Source organism: Streptomyces sp. NPDC001219, from assembly GCF_053597915.1.
The window spans coordinates 1-18,439 of sequence record NZ_JBSFJF010000112.1 but is presented as its reverse complement, the minus strand read 5'-3'; the positions used below and the strand labels follow the sequence as shown (position 1 = coordinate 18,439).

General features: G+C 71.2%; 18 protein-coding genes and 1 pseudogene. 9 read left to right on the top strand and 10 right to left on the bottom strand.

Annotation, left to right across the window (positions count from 1 at the left end; translation table 11 throughout):
• Positions 1–535: 535 nt before the first annotated feature.
• Positions 536–1,186, bottom strand: a complete 651-nt coding sequence (locus ACWC9R_RS35370; RefSeq protein ID WP_450737810.1) for a DNA-3-methyladenine glycosylase — start codon at positions 1,184–1,186, stop codon at positions 536–538.
• Between the two features lie 169 nt (positions 1,187–1,355).
• On the opposite strand from ACWC9R_RS35370, the gene ACWC9R_RS35365 reads away from it, so the two are divergent.
• The 3 genes from ACWC9R_RS35365 to ACWC9R_RS35355 all read left to right on the top strand — a co-directional run bounded on the left by ACWC9R_RS35365 (position 1,356) and on the right by ACWC9R_RS35355 (position 3,614).
• The gene (locus tag ACWC9R_RS35365; RefSeq protein WP_362610975.1) at positions 1,356–2,138 is read left to right on the top strand and encodes a sporulation protein; all 783 of its coding nucleotides are present in this window, start codon (positions 1,356–1,358) and stop codon (positions 2,136–2,138) included.
• 42 nt (positions 2,139–2,180) lie between these two features.
• A complete protein-coding gene (locus tag ACWC9R_RS35360; protein ID WP_450737808.1) occupies positions 2,181–2,720 on the top strand; it encodes a YbhB/YbcL family Raf kinase inhibitor-like protein in 540 nt (179 codons plus the stop codon).
• 390 nt (positions 2,721–3,110) lie between these two features.
• Positions 3,111–3,614 carry an HNH endonuclease gene (locus ACWC9R_RS35355; protein WP_109888878.1) on the top strand — a complete coding sequence of 168 codons (504 nt, stop codon included), beginning with the start codon at positions 3,111–3,113 and terminating at the stop codon, positions 3,612–3,614.
• A 33-nt stretch (positions 3,615–3,647) separates the two neighbouring features.
• On the opposite strand, the gene ACWC9R_RS35350 is transcribed toward ACWC9R_RS35355, so the two are convergent.
• The 4 genes from ACWC9R_RS35350 to ACWC9R_RS35335 all read right to left on the bottom strand — a co-directional run bounded on the left by ACWC9R_RS35350 (position 3,648) and on the right by ACWC9R_RS35335 (position 6,881).
• The gene (locus ACWC9R_RS35350; RefSeq protein ID WP_450737806.1) at positions 3,648–4,415 is read right to left on the bottom strand and encodes a sulfite exporter TauE/SafE family protein; all 768 of its coding nucleotides are present in this window, start codon (positions 4,413–4,415) and stop codon (positions 3,648–3,650) included.
• A gap of 83 nt (positions 4,416–4,498) precedes the next feature.
• Positions 4,499–5,434 carry an SPFH domain-containing protein gene (locus ACWC9R_RS35345; protein ID WP_085927205.1) on the bottom strand — a complete coding sequence of 312 codons (936 nt, stop codon included), beginning with the start codon at positions 5,432–5,434 and terminating at the stop codon, positions 4,499–4,501.
• A gap of 101 nt (positions 5,435–5,535) precedes the next feature.
• Complete coding sequence (locus ACWC9R_RS35340) at positions 5,536–5,949, bottom strand: NfeD family protein (protein ID WP_450737812.1); 414 nt, start codon at positions 5,947–5,949, stop codon at positions 5,536–5,538.
• Positions 5,950–6,068: 119 nt separating this feature from the next.
• Complete coding sequence (locus tag ACWC9R_RS35335) at positions 6,069–6,881, bottom strand: ABC transporter ATP-binding protein (protein WP_450737804.1); 813 nt, start codon at positions 6,879–6,881, stop codon at positions 6,069–6,071.
• A 90-nt stretch (positions 6,882–6,971) separates the two neighbouring features.
• Between ACWC9R_RS35335 and ACWC9R_RS35330 the strand changes: the two genes are divergently transcribed.
• A complete protein-coding gene (locus ACWC9R_RS35330; RefSeq protein WP_362610966.1) occupies positions 6,972–7,787 on the top strand; it encodes a hypothetical protein in 816 nt (271 codons plus the stop codon).
• Between the two features lie 104 nt (positions 7,788–7,891).
• Here the strand turns inward: ACWC9R_RS35330 and ACWC9R_RS35325 are convergent, their stop codons facing one another.
• From ACWC9R_RS35325 to ACWC9R_RS35310, 4 genes are all read right to left on the bottom strand, one after another.
• Complete coding sequence (locus ACWC9R_RS35325) at positions 7,892–8,137, bottom strand: chaplin (RefSeq protein WP_450737803.1); 246 nt, start codon at positions 8,135–8,137, stop codon at positions 7,892–7,894.
• A 156-nt stretch (positions 8,138–8,293) separates the two neighbouring features.
• Positions 8,294–8,536 (bottom strand): chaplin, encoded by a 243-nt coding sequence (locus ACWC9R_RS35320; protein ID WP_450737801.1) that lies wholly within the window; start codon positions 8,534–8,536, stop codon positions 8,294–8,296.
• Between the two features lie 261 nt (positions 8,537–8,797).
• Complete coding sequence (locus ACWC9R_RS35315) at positions 8,798–9,520, bottom strand: response regulator (protein WP_450737799.1); 723 nt, start codon at positions 9,518–9,520, stop codon at positions 8,798–8,800.
• On the bottom strand, positions 9,513–10,658 hold the full coding sequence (locus tag ACWC9R_RS35310; protein ID WP_450737797.1) for a GAF domain-containing sensor histidine kinase: 1,146 nt from the start codon (positions 10,656–10,658) through the stop codon (positions 9,513–9,515). The genes ACWC9R_RS35315 and ACWC9R_RS35310 overlap by 8 nt, the downstream gene beginning before the upstream one ends.
• A 186-nt stretch (positions 10,659–10,844) precedes the next feature.
• Between ACWC9R_RS35310 and ACWC9R_RS35305 the strand changes: the two genes are divergently transcribed.
• The 4 genes and pseudogenes from ACWC9R_RS35305 (at position 10,845) to ACWC9R_RS35290 (ending at position 13,877) form a co-directional block, all read left to right on the top strand.
• Positions 10,845–11,024, top strand: coding sequence for an SDR family NAD(P)-dependent oxidoreductase (locus ACWC9R_RS35305; RefSeq protein WP_450737795.1), 180 nt, complete (start codon positions 10,845–10,847; stop codon positions 11,022–11,024).
• Positions 11,000–11,698, top strand: coding sequence for an SDR family oxidoreductase (locus ACWC9R_RS35300; RefSeq protein WP_450737793.1), 699 nt, complete (start codon positions 11,000–11,002; stop codon positions 11,696–11,698). Before ACWC9R_RS35305 ends, ACWC9R_RS35300 begins: the two co-directional genes overlap by 25 nt.
• 7 nt (positions 11,699–11,705) lie before the next feature.
• A pseudogene (locus ACWC9R_RS35295) lies at positions 11,706–12,615 on the top strand (S-adenosylmethionine:tRNA ribosyltransferase-isomerase).
• 503 nt (positions 12,616–13,118) lie between these two features.
• Complete coding sequence (locus tag ACWC9R_RS35290; RefSeq protein ID WP_450737791.1) at positions 13,119–13,877, top strand: transglycosylase SLT domain-containing protein; 759 nt, start codon at positions 13,119–13,121, stop codon at positions 13,875–13,877.
• A gap of 98 nt (positions 13,878–13,975) precedes the next feature.
• On the opposite strand, the gene ACWC9R_RS35285 is transcribed toward ACWC9R_RS35290, so the two are convergent.
• The gene (locus ACWC9R_RS35285; RefSeq protein WP_450737789.1) at positions 13,976–16,552 is read right to left on the bottom strand and encodes an FHA domain-containing protein; all 2,577 of its coding nucleotides are present in this window, start codon (positions 16,550–16,552) and stop codon (positions 13,976–13,978) included.
• A 547-nt stretch (positions 16,553–17,099) separates the two neighbouring features.
• On the opposite strand from ACWC9R_RS35285, the gene serB reads away from it, so the two are divergent.
• Entirely contained in the window at positions 17,100–18,344 is a 1,245-nt protein-coding gene (gene serB / locus ACWC9R_RS35280) for a phosphoserine phosphatase SerB (protein ID WP_450737787.1), read from the top strand.
• Positions 18,345–18,439 lie beyond the last annotated feature (95 nt).

The window sequence follows — 18,439 nt, the reverse complement described above, 5'->3', positions numbered from 1 at the left end:
GGCACGCTGTTGAGTTCTCAAGGAACGGACGCTTCCTTTGTGCCTTATCGGTTCTGATTTCTCAGTACCGGGCTCTCCGGGCGCTTCCCTTCGGTCTTGCGTTTCCGACTCTATCAGATCCTTGCGGGCCCGATTTTCGCCGGTGCGTTTCCGCCTTTCGGCTTCTTCGCGTTTCCGACTCTACCAGATCCGTTTCCGTCTCTGGCCCCTGTCGGAGCGGGGTCGGCCGCTTCGCTTTCGCTTTTCGACCTTTCCGACTTTAACAGATCCGGTTTCGCTTCGATTCCGGTTCCGATTTCCGTCGGAGTTCCGCCTCGGAGCAGTTATTTACTGCTGCCCTTTCGGCGTGGTTACTACTTTAGCGGCTTTCCCTGGCGACTCATAATCGAGTCGGCGGGGTCGAATTTCGGCAACGCGAAAGAAGACCCGTGAGGGAATCGTTGAGAGTAGTTGGTTGTGCCGCCTGGCGGTCTGCGCAAATAGCGCTGCCCGTCTCCAGCGGCTCGGGCTACGTTAGGCGGTTCGCGGGGCAGAGTCAAGGAGCGCTGGTGGTGCGGCGCCGGGGCACGTGGCGGCGGTAGGGGCTGACGGTGGGGTCGTCGGCGATCCAGTAGCGCCAGGGGTGGTCGGCGCCGTCTCCGCCGACGCCGGTGCGCGGGCCGTTGCGTACCCGCTCCGGGGGCGGCGGTTGGCCGGGCAGCAGGGAGAGGGGGGCGGTGCCGCCGGTGCACAGGTCGGTGGAGTCGAGGGTGCGGTCGATGTCGAGGGCGGTGGCCAGGCGGGCCGGGCCCTTGGCCAGCTCGTTGCTGTTGCGGGCCTTGGGGCGGCGGCCGGCGGCCAAGGGGATGCCGGTGAGGATCTCGCCGGCGCGCAGCAGGACACCGCTCGCCTTGTTCTCGGGGCCGCAGACCACGTTGAGGCTGAACCACATCCCGTAGATGAAGTAGACGTACGCATGGCCGGGCGGGCCGAACATGGCGGCGTTGCGCGCGGTGCGGCCGCGGTAGGCGTGGGAGCCGGGGTCGGTCTCGCCGTCGTACGCCTCGACCTCGGTGAGCCGGAGGGTGATCGGGCCGTCGGGGGTGTTGCGGAGGAGGGTGCGGCCCAGGAGATCGGGGGCCACCTCCACGACCGGGCGGTCGAAGAAGTCGCGGGTGAGCGGCATTCGTTCCGGTACGTCGGTCATGCGGACCGAGCGTAGTGCAGCCGTTCGGGCAGGCGGCTGGCCATGGAAGCGCCGGGGTTGGGAAGGTGTGGCCGTGGAACCGGCTTGCGCGGTTTCGCGTTCGTAGGAATCAAGCCGAGATCTCGGCGCGCTACACAGAACACAGGCATGCCGCCTGGGGAGGACGACCATGGGATTCAAGAAGCTGCTGGCGAGCCTGGGGGCCGGAGGCGCGTCGGTGGAGACGGTGCTCTTCGAGGAGAACGTCGTCCCGGGCGGGGTCGTGCAGGGCGAGGTGCGGATTCAGGGCGGGTCGGTGGCTCAGGAGATCCAGGGGCTGTCGGTCGGGCTCCAGGCGCGCGTCGAGGTCGAGAGCGGCGAGGAGGAGTACAAGCGGAACGTCGAGTTCACCAAGGTCCAGCTGGGCGGGGAGTTCACGGTGCAGGAGGGGGCGGCGCACACCGTGCCGTTCGGCCTGGAGATTCCGTGGGAGACGCCGATCACCACGTTCCTGGGGACGCATCTGCACGGGATGAGCGTCGGGGTGACGACGGAGCTGGCGATCGCCCGTGCGGTGGACTCCAGTGACCTGGACCCGGTGAACGTGCACCCGCTGCCGGCGCAGCAGGCGATCCTGGACGCGTTCGGGCGGCTCGGGTTCCGCTTCAAGGCCGCTGACCTGGAGCAGGGTCACATCCGGGGGACGCGGCAGCAGCTGCCGTTCTACCAGGAGATCGAGTTCCACGCGCCGCAGCAGTACCGCGGGCTCAACCAGGTCGAGCTGTCGTTCGTGGCGGACGACCGGGAGATGGACGTCGTCCTGGAGATGGACAAGAAGCCGGGGCTGTTCAGCGAGGGCTCGGACACCTTCCGGTCGTTCACGGTCGGGCTGAACGACTACCAGGGGACCGACTGGGCGGGATACCTCAACCAGTGGCTGGCCGAGGTCGGCGGTAAGCGGAACTGGCTCTAACCTGGCCGGACAGGTGTCAGCAAGCGACCAGGAGGTGTTGCAGTGTCCGAGCTGAAGCGGCGGCCGCTCCCGCACGATTTCCATCCGCCGGTGCCGGAGTTCACGGTGCTGAGCGAGGAGGTGGAGCCGGGCGGGACGCTGCGGCCGGGGCAGGTCTTCGCCGAGGGGAACCGTTCGCCGCAGCTGCGGTGGGAGGGGGCGCCGGCGGGGACGCAGAGCTACGCCGTCACCTGCTACGACCCGGATGCCCCGACGGGCAGCGGATTCTGGCACTGGACGCTGTTCGACATCCCGGCGTCGGTGACGGAGCTGCCGGCCGGTGCCGGGTCCGGGGAGATGAAGGGGCTGCCCGAGGGCGCCGTGCATGTCCGTAACGACTACGGGACGCGGGACTTCGGGGGCGCGGCGCCGCCGCCCGGGGACGGTCCGCACCGCTATGTGTTCACGGTGTACGCGGTGGACCAGGAGAAGCTCGGTCCGGACGCCGATGCCTCGCCGGCGGTGGTGGGCTTCAATCTGCGGTTCCACACCCTCGGTCGGGCTCAGCTGATCGCCGAGTACGAGATTCCCGCGGCGGGCTGAGCGCCGTAATTCCGTTGCGCCCCGGCGCTCCCCCACGCACAGTGGTGTCCGTGCCGCCGCCCTTCATCAGGGCGTCGGGCAGCTGGTACCGCAGTGGCGGGAGCGGCGGGGCGCAGGTGTGTCGTCCGTCGCTCGCCGGAGCCCGCGTCCAAGCGGGTGTCCTCGCCGGCCGCCGTTCGCTCCGGGTCTCGTGTGTATCACGGGGGCGAGACCCGGAGCGCACGCATGTCCGCGCCGTGTGAGCCGCTGCGCGAGCACCTCTTCTTCATCTGCCGATCGTCCCCCATTTCCCTTGTGGCATGCGGAAATTGCGTTGTTCGGGGAATACCTGCCGCTGCACAGTGGAGCAACTTCGCCGCGGGGGCGGAGCGGGTCCGGGAGGTGGGCGGGATGCGCGAGACGCTGGTGCTCAATGCGAGCTTCGAGCCGTTGTCGACGGTGTCGCTGCGGCGGGCGGTGGTGCTGGTGATGCAGGACAAGGCCGTCGTCGAACACGCTCACCCGGGGCTGCGCATCCGTGCCGCCTCGGTGGATCTGCCAGTGCCGCAGGTGATCAGACTGAGCAGATATGTCCGGGTGCCGTTCCGACAACGGGCGCCGTGGTCGCGGCGGGGGGTGCTGGTGCGTGACCAGCACCGCTGCGCGTACTGCGGGCGGCGGGCGACGACCGTGGACCATGTCGTGCCGCGGTCGCACGGCGGTGGGGACACCTGGCTGAACACCGTCGCCTCGTGTGCGGAGGACAACCACCGCAAGGCGGACCGTACGCCCGAGCAGGCGGGGATGGCGCTGCTGCGGCGGCCGTTCGAGCCGACGCCGGCGGACGCGCTGCTGTCGACGCTGGGGGTGTCGGTGCGGGACGCGCTGCCGGAGTGGCTGGCGGTGCCGGCGTAGCGCCCACGCTCCGAGGCCGTCGTCCAACTTCCCCTATTTCAGGAGGAGTTGGACGATGGCCAGCAGGCCGACGAGGACGATGACACCGCGCAGCGCGGTGGGCGGCAGCCGTCGGCCGACCTTCGCGCCGAGCTGTCCGCCGAGGGTGGAGCCGAGGGCGATCAGGGCGACGGCGGTCCAGTCGAAGTCGGCGACGAAGAGGAAGAAGACCGCGGCCACGCCGTTGACGACGGCCGCGAGGACGTTCTTGAGGGCGTTGATCCGCTGCAGGTCCTCGTGGAGCAGCACGCCCATCAGGGAGACGTAGATGACGCCCTGCGCGGCGCCGAAGTAGCCGCCGTAGACGCTGGCCAGCATCAGGCCGAGGAGCAGCGCGGGGCCGCCGTCGGAGTGGGCGGTGGTGCCGTTGCGCTCGCGCCGGGCGCGGACCCTCGCGGCGAGCCTGGGCTGTGCGACGACGAGGACGAGCGCGACGGCGATCAGCACCGGGACGATGGTGTCGAAGGCCTTGGAGGGCAGCGCCAGCAGCAGGATCGCGCCGCCGAGGCCGCCGATCAGCGCGAAGGCGGAGAAGCGCAGAATCCGGCGGCGCTGGCCGGCGAGTTCGCGGCGGTAGCCGATGGCGCCGCTGATCGAACCGGGCACCAGGCCAAGGGTGTTGGACACGTTGGCGGTGACCGGTGGCAGGCCGAAGGCGAGCAGCACCGGGAAGGTGATCAGGGTGCCGGAACCGACGACGGTGTTGATCGTGCCGGCACCGATTCCGGCGGCGAGGACTGCGACTGCTTCCCCGATGGACACGTCCTTCTCCTCACATGGTCAGGGTTGCCTCCCCGCCATGAAGGTCGGGGGGCCACCGCTGATCATGCACGAGGGCGGACGGGTCAGTCGATGGGCGGAGCTTCGCGGTTCGGCGAGCTGGGCTTGGGGATGGAGCCGCCGCCCGCGGGGTTGAAGTTGCCGATGGCGCCGCCGAGGCCCTTGAGGGCGTCGCCGATCTCGCTCGGCACGATCCAGAGCTTGTTGGCGTCGCCTTCGGCGATCTTCGGGAGCATCTGGAGGTACTGGTAGGAGAGCAGCTTCTGGTCCGGGTCTCCGGCGTGGATGGACTCGAAGACCACCCGGATCGCCTGGGCCTCGCCCTCGGCGCGCAGGGCCGCGGCCTTGGCCTCACCCTCGGCACGCAGGATCGAGGACTGCTTCTCACCCTCGGCGGTGAGGATCTGGGACTGCCGGACACCTTCGGCCTGGAGGATGGCGGCGCGCTTGTCGCGGTCGGCGCGCATCTGCTTCTCCATCGAGTCCTGGATGGAGGTCGGCGGCTCGATGGCCTTCAGCTCGACGCGGTTGACGCGGATGCCCCACTTGCCGGTGGCCTCGTCGAGGACGCCGCGCAGCGCCGCGTTGATCTCCTCGCGGGAGGTCAGGGTGCGTTCGAGGTCCATGCCGCCGATGATGTTCCGCAGCGTGGTGACGGTGAGCTGCTCGATGGCCTGGATGTAGCTGGCGACCTCGTAGGTCGCGGCGCGCGCGTCGGTCACCTGGTAGTAGATGACGGTGTCGATGTTCACGACCAGGTTGTCCTGGGTGATCACCGGCTGCGGCGGGAACGGCACGACCTGCTCGCGGAGGTCGATGCGGTTGCGGATGGAGTCGATGAACGGGACGACGATGTTCAGGCCGGCGTTGAGGGTGCGGGTGTAGCGCCCGAAGCGTTCCACGATGGCGGCGCTGGCCTGTGGGATGACCTGGATCGTTTTGATGAGTGCGATGAACACGAGCACCACCAGGATGATCAGGACGATGATGATCGGTTCCACAGCGGCTCCCGTGCCCTTCGTTGCTGGTCCGTGCCGGCCGGCGACCGGCTTGCCGTTGATCAGTCTTTCAGAGTCGTGGCTCGTCGCGCAGCGTGTTCGGGTCAGATCACGAGAGCGGTGGCGCCTTCGATCTCGACGACGTCGACCTGCTGGCCGGGTTCGTAGACCTGGTTGCCGTCGAGGGCGCGGGCGGACCAGACCTCTCCGGCGAGTTTGATGCGGCCGCCGCCTCCGCCGTCGACGCGTTCCAGGACCGTGGCGCTGCGGCCCTTCAGCGCGTCGACTCCGGACGCGAGATGGGGGCTCTGGCCGCGACGGCGGTTGGCGAGGGGGCGCACGACCGCGATCAGCGCGACCGACACGGCGGCGAACACGAGGAATTGCGCAACGGTGCCGCCACCGATGCCCGCGGTGACGGCTCCGGCGACGGCGCCGACCGCGAGCATCCCGAATTCGGGCATCGCGGTCACGACCAGCGGAATGCCCAGTCCTACGGCGGCGATCAGCCACCACACCCATGAATCCACGGCTTCATGGTAGATCGGTGCGGCGGCCCGGGACAGGGCGCGATCGGTCAGGGAGGGCTCGCGTGCGCGTGGCACGGCGCCCTGAGGGGTGGCCGGGTGACGGACCCTCAGGTCAGCGGGAGGCCCTGCGCGGTCCAGCGGTCGTTGCCGTTGCGCTCGACGACCAGCGGGAGGCCGAAGCAGTGCGAGAGGTTGCTGGAGGTCAGTTCGAGGTCGAGCGGGCCGGCGGCCAGCACCTTGCCCTGACGGATCATCAGGACGTGGGTGAAGCCCGGGGCGATCTCCTCGACATGGTGGGTGACCATGATCATGGAGGGGGCGTACGGGTCGCGGGCGAGGCGGCCGAGGCGGCGCACCAGGTCCTCGCGGCCGCCCAGGTCGAGGCCGGCGGCCGGCTCGTCCAGCAGGAGCAGCTCGGGGTCGGTCATCATCGCGCGGGCGATCAGGGTGCGCTTGCGCTCGCCCTCGGAGAGGGTGCCGAACTTCCGGTCGAGGTAGGCGTTCATGCCGAGGCGGTCGAGGAACGCGCGGGCGCGCTGCTCGTCGATGTCGTCGTAGTTCTCCTGCCAGCTGGCCGTCATGCCGTAGGCGGCGGTGAGAACGGTCTGCAGCACGGTCTGGCTGCGCGGGAGCTTGTCGGCGAGGGCGATGCCGGCGACGCCGATGCGCGGGCGCAGGTCGAAGACGTCGACCTTGCCGAGCTGCTCGCCGAGGATCGAGGCGGAGCCGGAGCTCGGGAAGAGGTAGCTGGAGGCGAGGTTGAGGAGGGTGGTCTTGCCGGCGCCGTTCGGGCCGAGGATGACCCAGCGCTCCCCCTCCTTCACCGACCAGGAGACCTGGTCCACCAGAGCCCGTCCTTCGCGGACCACGGATACGTCCACCAGCTCCAGCACATCGCTCATGAGCGCGTTGTCTCCCATTGCTTCTCGGTCGTCGCGTACACCTGTAGGCGCAGCCCCCCTGCAAACCTACGCCACTCGTTGTCGGTGCTCTTCCCTAGGCTGGGGACCATGCTCGATGAACCTCGTTCAGGACGTCTGGCGGCATGGGGAAATGCCCTATTGGCCGGACTTGTCTCACCTGATGAAGCCGCGCTCCGGATCGCGGACGACGATGCGGTGCACCGCGTGGAGGGCCTGCCCGGGGAGGCGGCGCCGGTCGGGCTGACGCTCGCGCTGGGGCGGCTGCGGGCCCTGGGGGCGGTCGGCCTGCGGGTGGCGCTGCCGGTGTCCGGCCATCCGCTGGGGCTGTGCGGACCGCCGGAATTCAACGCACGGGCTCTGGAGGCCGAGGAGGCGGTGCTCGCCTCGGGGGCCGGGCTCGGGCTGGTGCCCGAGACCTACGAGGCCGGGCCGGAGGGTGGCGCCGGGCCCGATGTGCATGTGGAGGTGGTCTGGCGCTGTCTGCCGGTGCGGGAGGCGCCGCCGGCCGATGTGCCGTCGCTCGGCGAGGCCGAGCGGGAGCTGGCGGAGGCGCTCCAGGAGGCGACCGCGCTGCTCTCGCGGCTGGATGTGGCGGGTGCCGGTCCGGTGGCGCAGGCGGCGCTGGCGGCGTACCGGGCGCGGGCGGAGGCCGGGCGGCAGGTGCTGGCCCCGGGCTATCCGCCCCGTGCGGTGCGGGTGCTGGAGCTGGCGCAGCGCGTCGGGGCGCTCCTCACCATCGCGCAGCAGGCCGGCGGGGACGGCCGGGAGCACGGGGCGGCGGTGAGCGCGTCGGAGATCGCGGCCCGTACCGAGGCGCTGCGGCCGGTGGAGCGGACGGCCCGGCGGGCACAGGTGGCGGCCTACAACTCCGCGGTGGAGGAGCGGGAGCGGCACCGGGGCTGAACGGGACGGGCCCCGCCGGACCATTGTGTGGTCGACGGGGCCCTTGCCGAACGGGGACGCACCGCCCTGGGCAGACGGAGTGGTGCGTCCCGGATCGGACAACCTCAGTGGTTCGAGCTGGCGTTGCCGAAGGCGGGGTTGAGCGCGCCGATGACGTTGACGCTGTTGCCGGTGGCGTTCACGGGGACGTGCACGGGCACCTGCGCCAGGTTGCCCGAGCCGATGCCGGGAGACTGCGTGGCCGTGCCGTCGGCCTGCGCGCCACTGGTGGCGAAGGCCGAACCGGCGGCCGCACCGAGGGCGAAACCGGTGGCGGCGAGGACGAGTGCGGCCTTCTTGGCGGTGTTCATGGGGGCGTGTTCCTCACGTGGCGGCACAGAAGCCGGAGTGACGGTGGCGGAGGGAGGGACCGGCCACGCGCCCGGAGGCCGACGGGCCGGTCCGGAGCGACCCGCGCGGACCATGGCGTCGCGCGGGCCGGACGGACCCTGCGGGCAGGCCGTGGATCAGGCGTTGAGGCAGGGGGTGCCGAAGGTGGGGTTGAGCGCACCGATGACGGTGGCGGTGATGCCGCAGGCGTTCACCGGGACGTGCACCGGGACCTGGACGTTGTTGCCGGAGACGATGCCCGGGGAGTTCACCGAGGCGCCCTGCGCCTGCGGGGTGTGCGCCGAGGCGATGCCGGCGCCCGCCAGGGCGAGACCGCTCGCCGCCACGGTGACGGCCATTGCGCGCTTGATGTTCTTCACTTCTCTAGCTCCTCGTTGCCGTTGCCGTGGCCAGCCGCCACGACTGCACTGGACAACGGCCCGGCCCGGGAACGGATACGCCAAACGGGCTACGGCTACACGACAGTATGAATCTCGGATCTGAAGACGACGTTCCGGTTGCTCTCGTTGTACAAGCGCACCGCGGTTGTACAGGGGCGCCGTGGCTGTACAGGGGCGCCGTGGCTGTACAGGGGCGCCGTGGCTGTACAGGGGCGCCGTGGCGGCGCCCCCGTACAGCGGTCAGGCCCCGATGCCGTGCCGTACGGCCCAGAGGGCGGCCTGGGTGCGGTCGGCGAGGTCGAGCTTCATGAGGATGTTGGAGACATGGGTCTTGACGGTCTTCTCCGACAGCACCAGCGCGCGGGCGATCTCGCGGTTGGAGCGGCCGTCGGCGATCAGGCCGAGGACCTCGCGCTCGCGGTCCGTGAGGGAGGTGCCGCGGCCCTGGCCGCCGTTGTTCTCCTCCTGGGCGAGCAGCGCGCCGGCCACCTCCGGCTGGAGCAGCACATGGCCGGCGTGGACGGAGCGGATGGCGCCGGCCAGTGCCTCCGGGTCGATGTCCTTGTAGACATAGCCGGCCGCGCCCGCGCGCAACGCCGGGACGACGGTGCGCTGTTCGGTGAAGCTGGTCACGATCAGCACCCGGGCGGGGTTGTCCCGCTCGCGCAGTGTGCGGAGCGCCTCGATGCCGTCCATGCCGGGCATCTTGACGTCCATCAGGACCACGTCCGGGTGCAGTTCCTCGGCGGCGGCGATGCCCTCGGTCCCATCGGAGGCCTCGCCGACCACCTCGATGTCCTCCTGGACCTCCAGGAACGTCCGCAGGCCGCGGCGCACCACCTGGTGATCGTCGACGAGCAGGACGCGGATGACCCGGCTCCCGCCCGTCGTCCGGCGGACCGGGCGTTGCCTGCCGCCGTCCCCGGGGACGGCCCTCGCGCCGTCCCTGTCCATGTCAGCCACCGGGCACCTCCATCTCGACAGCGGTGCCCTTGCCGGGCTCCGACTCCACGGTGAGCCTTCCGCCGACCCCGCCGGCGCGGTCGTGCATCGAGACCAGGCCGAGATGCCGGCCGGCCCGGCGGACCGCGTGGGGGTCGAAACCACAGCCGTCGTCGGCGATCCGCAGCAGCGCGCCCTGGCCGTCGCGGGACAGGGACACCTCGACGCTCTTGGCGCCCGAGTGCCGCAGGGCGTTGTGCAGCGCCTCCTGGGCGACGCGGAGGGCGGCCTCCTCCTGGGCGGCGGGCAGCGCCCGGACGCCCTGCGCCGCGAAGGTGACCCGTGCGGAGTGGGCCCGGTCCAGGACCTGGACCTGGGAGCGCAGGGTGGCGACCAGGCCGTCCTCGTCCAGGGCCGCGGGCCGCAGTTCGATGACGGCGGCCCGCAGTTCGTCGGCGGCCTCCGCGGCCAGCGCAGCGACCTGGTGCAGCTCGTCCTTGGCGCGGGCCGGGTCACGGTCGACCAGGGCGGTGGCGGCCTGGGCGGTGAGGCGGAGGGAGAACAGCTTCTGGGCGACCGCGTCATGCAGTTCGTGGGCCAGCCGGGCGCGCTCCCCGGCGATGGTCAGCTCACGGCTGCGTTCGTAGAGGCGGGCGTTGGTGAGGGCGATGGCGGCGTGCTGGGCGAGTATCCCCAGCAGCCGCTCGTCCTCCTCGGTGAAGCCGCAGCCGCCGGCCGGCTTGGGGCAGCGCTTGTTGGCGAGGAAGAGGGCGCCGAGGATCTCGTCGCCGTCGGCGACCGGCAGGCCGAGGAAGTCGGACATGTCCGGGTGGGCGGCCGGCCAGCCGCCGAAGCGCGGGTCCTCGCGGACGTCGGCGAGCCGCTCGGGGGTGGCGTTGTGCAGCATCGCGGCGAGGATGCCGTGCTGGCGGGGCAGCGGGCCGATGGCCTTCCACTGCTCGGCGCTGACGCCGTCCACCACGAACTGGGCGAAGCCGCCGTGGTCGTCGGGCACGCCCAGCGCCGCGTACTCGGCGTCCAGCAGTTCGCGGGCCGAGGCCACGATCGTCTTGAGGACGTCGCGCACCTCCAGATGCCTGCTCATCGCCAGGATCGCGGTGCTCACCGCGGGGATGCCGGCTCCCGGTCCGTTGGTCATGGGCTCACCGTACCGGCGGGGCGACCAGCGCGTATCGGTCCGGCGGCGGCCGCCGTCTACGCCCCGCGGCCTAGGCCGAACGCCCTGGCCACAGCCGGTCCGGCGGCCGACGTCCGGGGGCTCGCGGCATTCCTGCGGTGAGGGCGAGGGCCGGGCTCCCGGTCCGGGGCGGAAGGGGACGCGATCATGCCGGTGGCGGTCATCACTGGGGCATCGAAGGGGCTGGGCCGGGCGCTCGCCGTGGCGCTGGCCGGGCGTGGCTGGGATCTGGTGGTGGACGCCAGGTCGGCGGGGCCGCTGGAGGAGGCGGCACGGGAGCTGCGGGCGGCCGGGCGGCCCGGGTGGTGGCGCTGCCCGGGGATGTGACGGACGGCGGGCACCGGGCGGCGCTGGTGGCGGCGGCCCGGGAGCTGGGCGGGCTGGATCTGCTGGCGAACAACGCGAGTGCGCTGGGGGCGGAGCCGCTGGTGCGGCTGGCGGACCATCCGCTGGAGGGGCTGCGGACGGCGCTGGAGGTGAATGTGGTGGCGCCCCTGGGACTCGTTCAGGAGGCTTTGCCGCTTTTGCGGCAGTCCTCCTATGTGCCGTCGTACGAGGAAGCCGCTTTCCGTAGGGAGAACGGCCTTTCCGGGGGCGGCGGGGAGAATGGCGAGGCATACGATTCACACCCCTATACCGAGAATGCCCGAAATGCCGGATTGTCCGATTTGCCCCCTTATATAGGGACAGGTGGGGCGATTCTCGCCCTCAGCTCGGACGCGGCCGTGGAGGCCTATCCGACCTGGGGCGGCTACGGGGCGGCGAAGGCCGCACTGGACCAGCAGTCGGCGGTGCTCGCGGTGGAGGAACCGGGGCTGCGGGTGTGGTGGGTGGACCCGGGCGACATGCGGACCGACCTGTACGCGGCCGCCGTCCCGGACGACGACCCGTCGGGGCGTCCGCTGCCCGGGACGGTGGTGCCGGCCCTGCTGCGGGTACCTCCGCCGCCCCCAGCGGCCGGTACACGGCGGCAACCGCGGCGGAGGTACCCGGCGGAGTGAGCCCCCGATGAGCGCGGACCTGCTGGCGGTCCCGGACGAGCTGTCCGCCCGGGTCCCGGCCGAGCAGCGGGGCCCCGGCCTGGGACGGGACGCCGTACGGCTGCTGGTGAGCCGGGGCGCGGCCGAGCCCGCGCAGCACGCCTTCGGGGAGCTGCCGGAGCTGCTGGCGGCCGGGGACGTCCTGGTGGTGAACACCTCACGGACGCTGCCGGCGGCGCTGGACGGCCGGGTCGGGGACGGCCGGGGACGGGGCGAACCGGTGGTGGTGCACTTCTCGACCCGGGCGGACCGGTGGCATCCGGCGGGCCGGGAGGTGGCCGGCCGCTGGCCGCGTACCAGACGGTGTTCGCCGGGGACGCGGCCGGCGGCGGCAGCGCGGAGATGCCGAGCGCCGCGCGGCCGTTCACCGCTGAGCTGGTGGCGCGGCTGGTGAGCAGGGGCGTGCAGTTCGCGCCGGTCTCGCTGCACACCGGGGTGGCGTCGGCGGAGGCGTTCGAGCCGCCGTATCCGGAGCGGTTCGTGGTGCCGCCGGTGACCGCGTGGCTGGTGAACGCCGCACGGGCCCGGCGCGCGGCGGCACGGCGGCGGGCGGCGCCGGGCGCCCCGGCCGGGCGGATCGTCGCGGTGGGGACCACGGCCGTACGGGCCCTGGAGTCGGCGGCCGGGGCGGACGGGCGGGTACGGGCCGCGGCCGGCTGGACGGATCTGGTGGTGACGCCGGAGCGCGGGGTGCGGGCGGTGGACGGCCTGCTCACCGGGCTGCACGAGCCCACCGCGTCCCATCTCCTGATGCTGGAGGCGGTGGCATCGGCGGTGACGGCGGGCGGGGAGGTGCTGCGGCACGCCTACGCGGCGGCGGTGGCGCAGCGCTACCTGTGGCACGAGTCGGCGATCTGCATCTCGTGCTGCCGGACTGAGCGGCGGGTCCTGGCGCGGCGGGGGCGGCTTCGCCCGCGCCGCCGCCGGGGTGCGGGCGGACCGTGCCTGCCCGCGAGCGGGCAGGCACGCCGATCCGGCGGAGAATCCGGCGCACCACCCGCCTCCGGAATGCGAAGTGTCCGATTTGACCGGAAAGCCCCTCGCGGGATTCACGGTCGAGTTCCGACGTATACAGACTGTGCGTTTGCAATTACGTCTGGCGAGACAAACCCCTTGCCACTGTGACGCCGCGCATAGGACGCAGGTCACTTACGAGCCGGGGTAGTGGAATCACAAATATGGCGTGAGCTGGGGCGCTTCTATCCGCGACGGAATATTTCCGCTTGTGGTTCCACTAACTCGGATCGTACGTCACACCTTTGCCGGGGGAATTTCCGGCCGCTAAGAATGGCTCCCGTCGCTCGGCGCCGTGGTCGGAATACGGCGTTCGCCCCGCTCAAGGCCCGCGCGGCGTCCCCCCACCGGAAGGTCTGTCCCCGCCATGCCTAAGTACGCCATTTCTGGTCTCCACCGCCTGACCCGGACGCACAAGCTCGCCGTTGCCGGTGTCGCCGCCGCCGGTACCGCCGCGCTCGTATTCACCGCCGTACCCGGTGCCGACGCCGATCAGGGCACGAGCCAGGCCACCGCTGTCGAGAACGTGAAGCCGGTCGCCTTCAGCGCGGTCAATTCCGCCGCCAAGACCCAGCAGGCCACGATCACCCAGCAGGCCGACAACTCCGCCGCCAAGGGCAAGGCCGAGGCAGCCGCCAAGAAGGCCGCCGCCGAGAAGGCCGCCAAGGCCAAGGCCGCCGCCGCGGCGAAGGCCAAGGCCGAGAAGGCGCGTGCGGCGAAGGCCGCCGCGAGCCGCTCCGAGGTGCGCACCGCGATCCCCGCCGCCGCCCCGAAGCCGGCCGCCACGCCCAAGGCCAAGGTCTACCCGGACAACCTGGACGGCTGGATTCGCGAGTCGCTGGACATCATGGCCAAGAAGGGCATCCCCGGTTCCTACGAGGGCATCCACCGCAACATCATGCGGGAGTCCAGCGGTAACCCGATGGCCATCAACAACTGGGACATCAACGCCATCAACGGCACCCCGTCCAAGGGCCTGCTCCAGGTGATCCAGCCGACCTTCAACACGTACCACGTCGAGGGCACCTCCTGGAACCTGTACGACCCGGTCGCCAACATCACCGCCGCCTGCAACTACGCGGCCGACCGTTACGGCTCGATGGACAACGTCAACTCGGCCTACTGAGCCGACGGTTCACGCGGTCCACGGACGCACACACACCGCCGAGGGGCGGCACCCGGTTCCGGGTGCCGCCCCTCGGGCGTTGACTGCGGTGCGCGGCGCTACTTGCGCATGACCTCCGGCTCGTGGCGGCGCAGCAGCCGCGCGACGGCGAAGGCGAGGCCGATGCCCAGCGCGATCAGGATGATCAGGTCCATCACGTAGACACCGGTCTGGTGCTTCCACAGCGGGTCCGGGTTACCCGGCTCCCACGGCAGCAGCGTGTTCATGTCGGCGGTCGCGCCCATCGCGCCAATGGCCCAGCGCGACGGCATCAGCCAGGCGAACTGCGCGACACCCGGGGTGTCGAACAGCTGGAAGAGCACGCCGGTGAAGACGACCTGGACGATGGCGAACATGACCAGCAGCGGCATGGTCTTCTCGGCGGTCTTGACCAGCGAGGAGATGATCAGGCCGAACATCATCGAGGTGAAGCCGAGCGCGATGACCGCCAGCGTCATCTCGACCGCGGGGGCCTTGGCCACCACGAGGCCCTCGGCCGGCATGTTCCGGGTCGAGAAGCCGATCGCCGCGATGATCACGCCCTGGATGGCCGTCACCACCCCGAGCACGATCACCTTGGACATCAGGTACGCCGACCGCGACAGGCCGGTGGCCCGTTCGCGCTCGTAGATGACCCGCTCCTTGATCAGCTCACGGACCGAGTTGGCGGCGCCGGAGAAGCACATACCGACCGCGAGGATCAGCATGATCGTGCTCGCGTCGCGGTTGGTGCGGTGCTTGGCCGGCGGACCGTAGCCGAGGCCGAAGTCGCTGGGGATCAGCATCGAGACCACACCGAGCACCGCCGGCAGGATCAGCATCAGTCCCAGGAAGCCGCGGTCGGAGGCGAGCACCGAGACATAGCGGCGCATCAGCGTCCACAGCTGCGAACCCCAGCTCTGGGACTTCTGTATCCGGGCCGGCGGCACCTGGACGTTGACCGACTGCGGGGCGACGGCGTCGATGTCGGCCGCGTACATCTGGTAGTGCGGGGAGCCGCGCCAGCGCCCCATCCAGTCGTAGTCGCGGTAGTTCTCGAACGCCGAGAAGACGTCCGCCCAGCTGTCGTACTGGAAGAAGTTGAGCGCTTCGGCGGGCGGGCCGAAGTAGGCCACGCCACCGCCGGGGGCCATCACCAGGAGCTTGTCGCACAGCCCGAGTTCGGCCACCGAGTGCGTGACGACGAGGACCGTACGGCCGTCGTCCGCGAGGCCGCGCAGCAACTGCATGACATCGCGGTCCATGCCCGGGTCGAGTCCGGAGGTCGGCTCGTCCAGGAAGATCAGCGACGGCTTGGTGAGCAGCTCCAGGGCCACCGACACCCGCTTGCGCTGACCACCGGAGAGGGAGGTGACCCGCTTGTCCTTGTGGATGTCGAGCTTGAGCTCGCGCAGCACCTCGTCGATCCGGGCCTCGCGCTCGGACTCCGCGGTGTCGCCGGGGAAGCGGAGCTTGGCGGCGTAGCGCAGCGCCTTCTGGACGGTCAGTTCCTTGTGCAGGATGTCGTCCTGCGGGACCAGGCCGATGCGCTGGCGCAGCTCGGCGAACTGCTTGTAGAGGTTCCGGTTGTCATAGAGGACATCGCCCTGGTTGGCGGGCCGGTAGCCGGTCAGCGCCTTGAGCAGGGTCGACTTGCCGGAGCCCGAGGGGCCGATGACCGCGACCAGCGACTTCTCGGGGACGCCGAAGGAGACGTCCTTGAGGATCTGCTTGCCGCCGTCGACGGTGACGGTCAGATGGCGGGCCGAGAAGGAGACCTCGCCGGTGTCGACGAACTCCTCCAGGCGGTCGCCGACCAGCCGGAAGGTGGAGTGGCCGACGCCGATGATGTCGTTCGGACCGATCAGCGCCGTACCGGACTTGGTGACCGGCTGGCCGTTGACGTAGGTGCCGTTGTGGCTGCCGAGGTCGCGGATCTCGAAGCGGCCGTCGGGGGTGGCGCGGAACTCGGCGTGGTGGCGGGAGACCTGGAGGTCGGAGACGACCAGTTCGTTCTCCAGCGCACGGCCGATGCGCATCACCCGGCCGGTGTCGAGGCGGTGGAAGGTGGTCGGGCTGCGGTCGCCGTGGGCCGGTCCGCCGCCCGCACCCTGCGCGGGGCGCTCCTGCGGCGGGCGGGCCTGCTGCGGGGGCACGGCCTGCTGGGCCTGCTGGGGCGGGACGTACGGCTGCTGCCGGTCCTGCGGCGGCGCCTGCCAGCCCTGCTGGACGGGCGGCTGCTGGACGGGCTGCTGGACCGGCGGCTGGTGCGCGGGGGGCGCCTGCCAGCCCTGCGCGGCCTGCTGCTGCTGCGGCGGCGCCGTCGCGGGCCGCGCGCTGAAGGCGTCGGCGGCCGGCGCCGACAGGGTCACCCGGGGCCCGTCGGTGGCATTGCCCAGATGCACCGTCGAGCCCGGCCCGATCTCCATCTGGTGAATCCGCTGGCCCTGCACATAGGTGCCGTTGGTGCTGCCCTGGTCTTCGATGATCCAGCCGCGGCCGGCCCATCTCACGGTGGCGTGCCGCCAGGAGACCCTGGCGTCGTCGAGCACCATGTCGCCCTGCGGATCACGGCCCACGTTGTAGGACCGGGACGGGTCGAGCGTCCAGGTCCTTCCGTTCAATTCGAGTACGAGTTCAGGCACTCCATGCCCCATTACATAGTCCCCCGAGTGACGCCCTGTATGGGAAGTCTAGGGATGGCGAACATCGTGAGGAACTATTTCAGGCTCGGCCCACCGACCGGAAACCGGGACGGGACCGGGGTGTGCGGGGCTCGCACGAGGCCGCCAAACTCTCCCGGAGCGCGGGAAGCACCCATGGATGGGCAGGCATCACCGGATTCCGGGTGATCCGGACGGACCGGGTGCCACGGGGTGCGGCGCGGGGCCTCCGGGTACGTCCTGCGCGTCCGCCCGGGAGGCCGCATCATGGGATGAAGCGGACGAATGCCCGTCCGAGGTGCGACCCGTCGTGGCCGTGTCCCGCCGGTCCGCCGAACGCCGCGGCCCGGCAAGGGCGTTGGCACATTGCGCGGACGTCCCGGCCAACGGCCCGGGGCGGGCCGGACACGACTCCATAACGATCACGGCGGCGGCCGGGGCCGGGAGCGACGGGGTGCGGGCGCGCGGCACGGTGCCGCGCCGGTCCGAACCCCGGACACCCGTACGGAGGCGTCCGCCCGGCGGTTACCGTAAGGGGACCATGAGCGCATCGCAGATCCCGCCTGCCACCGCCGTACCGGGCGATGACGTACCGACCCTGCTCGTCAAGATCTTCGGGAAGGACCGGCCCGGCATCACCGCAGGTCTCTTCGACACCCTCGCCGCCTACTCCGTCGATGTCGTGGACATCGAGCAGGTGGTGACCCGGGGACGCATCACGCTGTGCGCACTGGTCACCGCCCCCTCCCCCACCCAGGGCACCGGCGCCGCCGAGGGCGACCTGCGGGCCACCGTGCACAGCTGGGCCGAGTCGCTGAACCTCCAGGCGGAGATCATCTCCGGCCGGGGTGACAACCGTCCGCGCGGCACCGGACGTTCGCACGTCACCGTGCTGGGGCATCCGCTCACCGCCGAGTCGGCCGCCGCGATCGCCGCCGCCATAACGTCCACCGGCGGCAACATCGACCGGATCTTCCGGCTCGCCAAGTATCCGGTGACTGCCGTCGAGTTCGCGGTCTCCGGTGCCGAGACAGAGGCGCTGCGGACCGTGCTGGCGCCGGAGGCCGCACAGCTCGGGGTGGACATCGCCGTGGTGGCCGCCGGGCTGCAGCGCCGGGCGCAGCGGCTGGTCGTCATGGACGTCGACTCGACGCTCATCCAGGACGAGGTCATCGAGCTGTTCGCGGCGCACGCCGGCTGTGAGGCCGAGGTCGCCGAGGTCACCACCGCCGCGATGCGCGGTGAGCTGGACTTCGAGCAGTCGCTGCACGCCCGGGTCGAGCTGCTCGGCGGGCTCGACGCGTCCGTGGTCGAGGCGGTGCGCAAGGAGGTGCGGCTCACCCCCGGTGCGCGCACCCTGGTGCGGACGCTGAAGCGGCTGGGCTACCAAGTCGGCGTGGTCTCGGGCGGTTTCACCCAGGTCACCGATGCGCTCAAGGAGGAGCTGGGGCTGGACTTCGCCTCCGCCAACACTCTGGAGATCGTCGACGGCAAGCTCACCGGCCGGGTCACCGGCGCCATCGTGGACCGGGCCGGCAAGGCCAGGCTGCTGCGGGAGTTCGCGCAGCAGGCGGGGGTGCCGCTCGCGCAGACCGTGGCCATCGGGGACGGCGCCAACGACCTCGACATGCTGAACGCGGCCGGGCTCGGGGTCGCCTTCAACGCCAAGCCGGTGGTGCGGGAGGCGGCGCACACCGCCGTGAACGTGCCGTTCCTGGACACCGTGCTCTATCTGCTGGGCATCACCCGAGAAGAGGTCGAGGCGGCGGACACCCACGTCGGCTGACCCGCCCGGTCCGGGCCGCACCGGCCCGGTCGCGACCGCGGGCCGGCGCGCCTGACGGAGGCCCGTCGCGCACGGCCGAGGGCCCCGGCGGAATC

What these genes read in the sequence shown, in the direction of transcription:
- ACWC9R_RS35285 (WP_450737789.1), bottom strand. Translation starts at nt 16,552, where the DNA reads ATGGGGCATGGAGTGCCTGAACTCGTACTCGAATTGAACGGAAGGACC.
- ACWC9R_RS35370 (WP_450737810.1), bottom strand. Translation starts at nt 1,186, where the DNA reads ATGACCGACGTACCGGAACGAATGCCGCTCACCCGCGACTTCTTCGAC.
- ACWC9R_RS35335 (WP_450737804.1), bottom strand. Translation starts at nt 6,881, where the DNA reads ATGGGAGACAACGCGCTCATGAGCGATGTGCTGGAGCTGGTGGACGTA.
- ACWC9R_RS35325 (WP_450737803.1), bottom strand. Translation starts at nt 8,137, where the DNA reads ATGAACACCGCCAAGAAGGCCGCACTCGTCCTCGCCGCCACCGGTTTC.
- ACWC9R_RS35355 (WP_109888878.1), top strand. Translation starts at nt 3,111, where the DNA reads ATGCGCGAGACGCTGGTGCTCAATGCGAGCTTCGAGCCGTTGTCGACG.
- ACWC9R_RS35365 (WP_362610975.1), top strand. Translation starts at nt 1,356, where the DNA reads ATGGGATTCAAGAAGCTGCTGGCGAGCCTGGGGGCCGGAGGCGCGTCG.
- ACWC9R_RS35290 (WP_450737791.1), top strand. Translation starts at nt 13,119, where the DNA reads ATGCCTAAGTACGCCATTTCTGGTCTCCACCGCCTGACCCGGACGCAC.
- ACWC9R_RS35330 (WP_362610966.1), top strand. Translation starts at nt 6,972, where the DNA reads ATGCTCGATGAACCTCGTTCAGGACGTCTGGCGGCATGGGGAAATGCC.
- ACWC9R_RS35305 (WP_450737795.1), top strand. Translation starts at nt 10,845, where the DNA reads ATGCCGGTGGCGGTCATCACTGGGGCATCGAAGGGGCTGGGCCGGGCG.
- ACWC9R_RS35310 (WP_450737797.1), bottom strand. Translation starts at nt 10,658, where the DNA reads ATGACCAACGGACCGGGAGCCGGCATCCCCGCGGTGAGCACCGCGATC.
- serB (WP_450737787.1), top strand. Translation starts at nt 17,100, where the DNA reads ATGAGCGCATCGCAGATCCCGCCTGCCACCGCCGTACCGGGCGATGAC.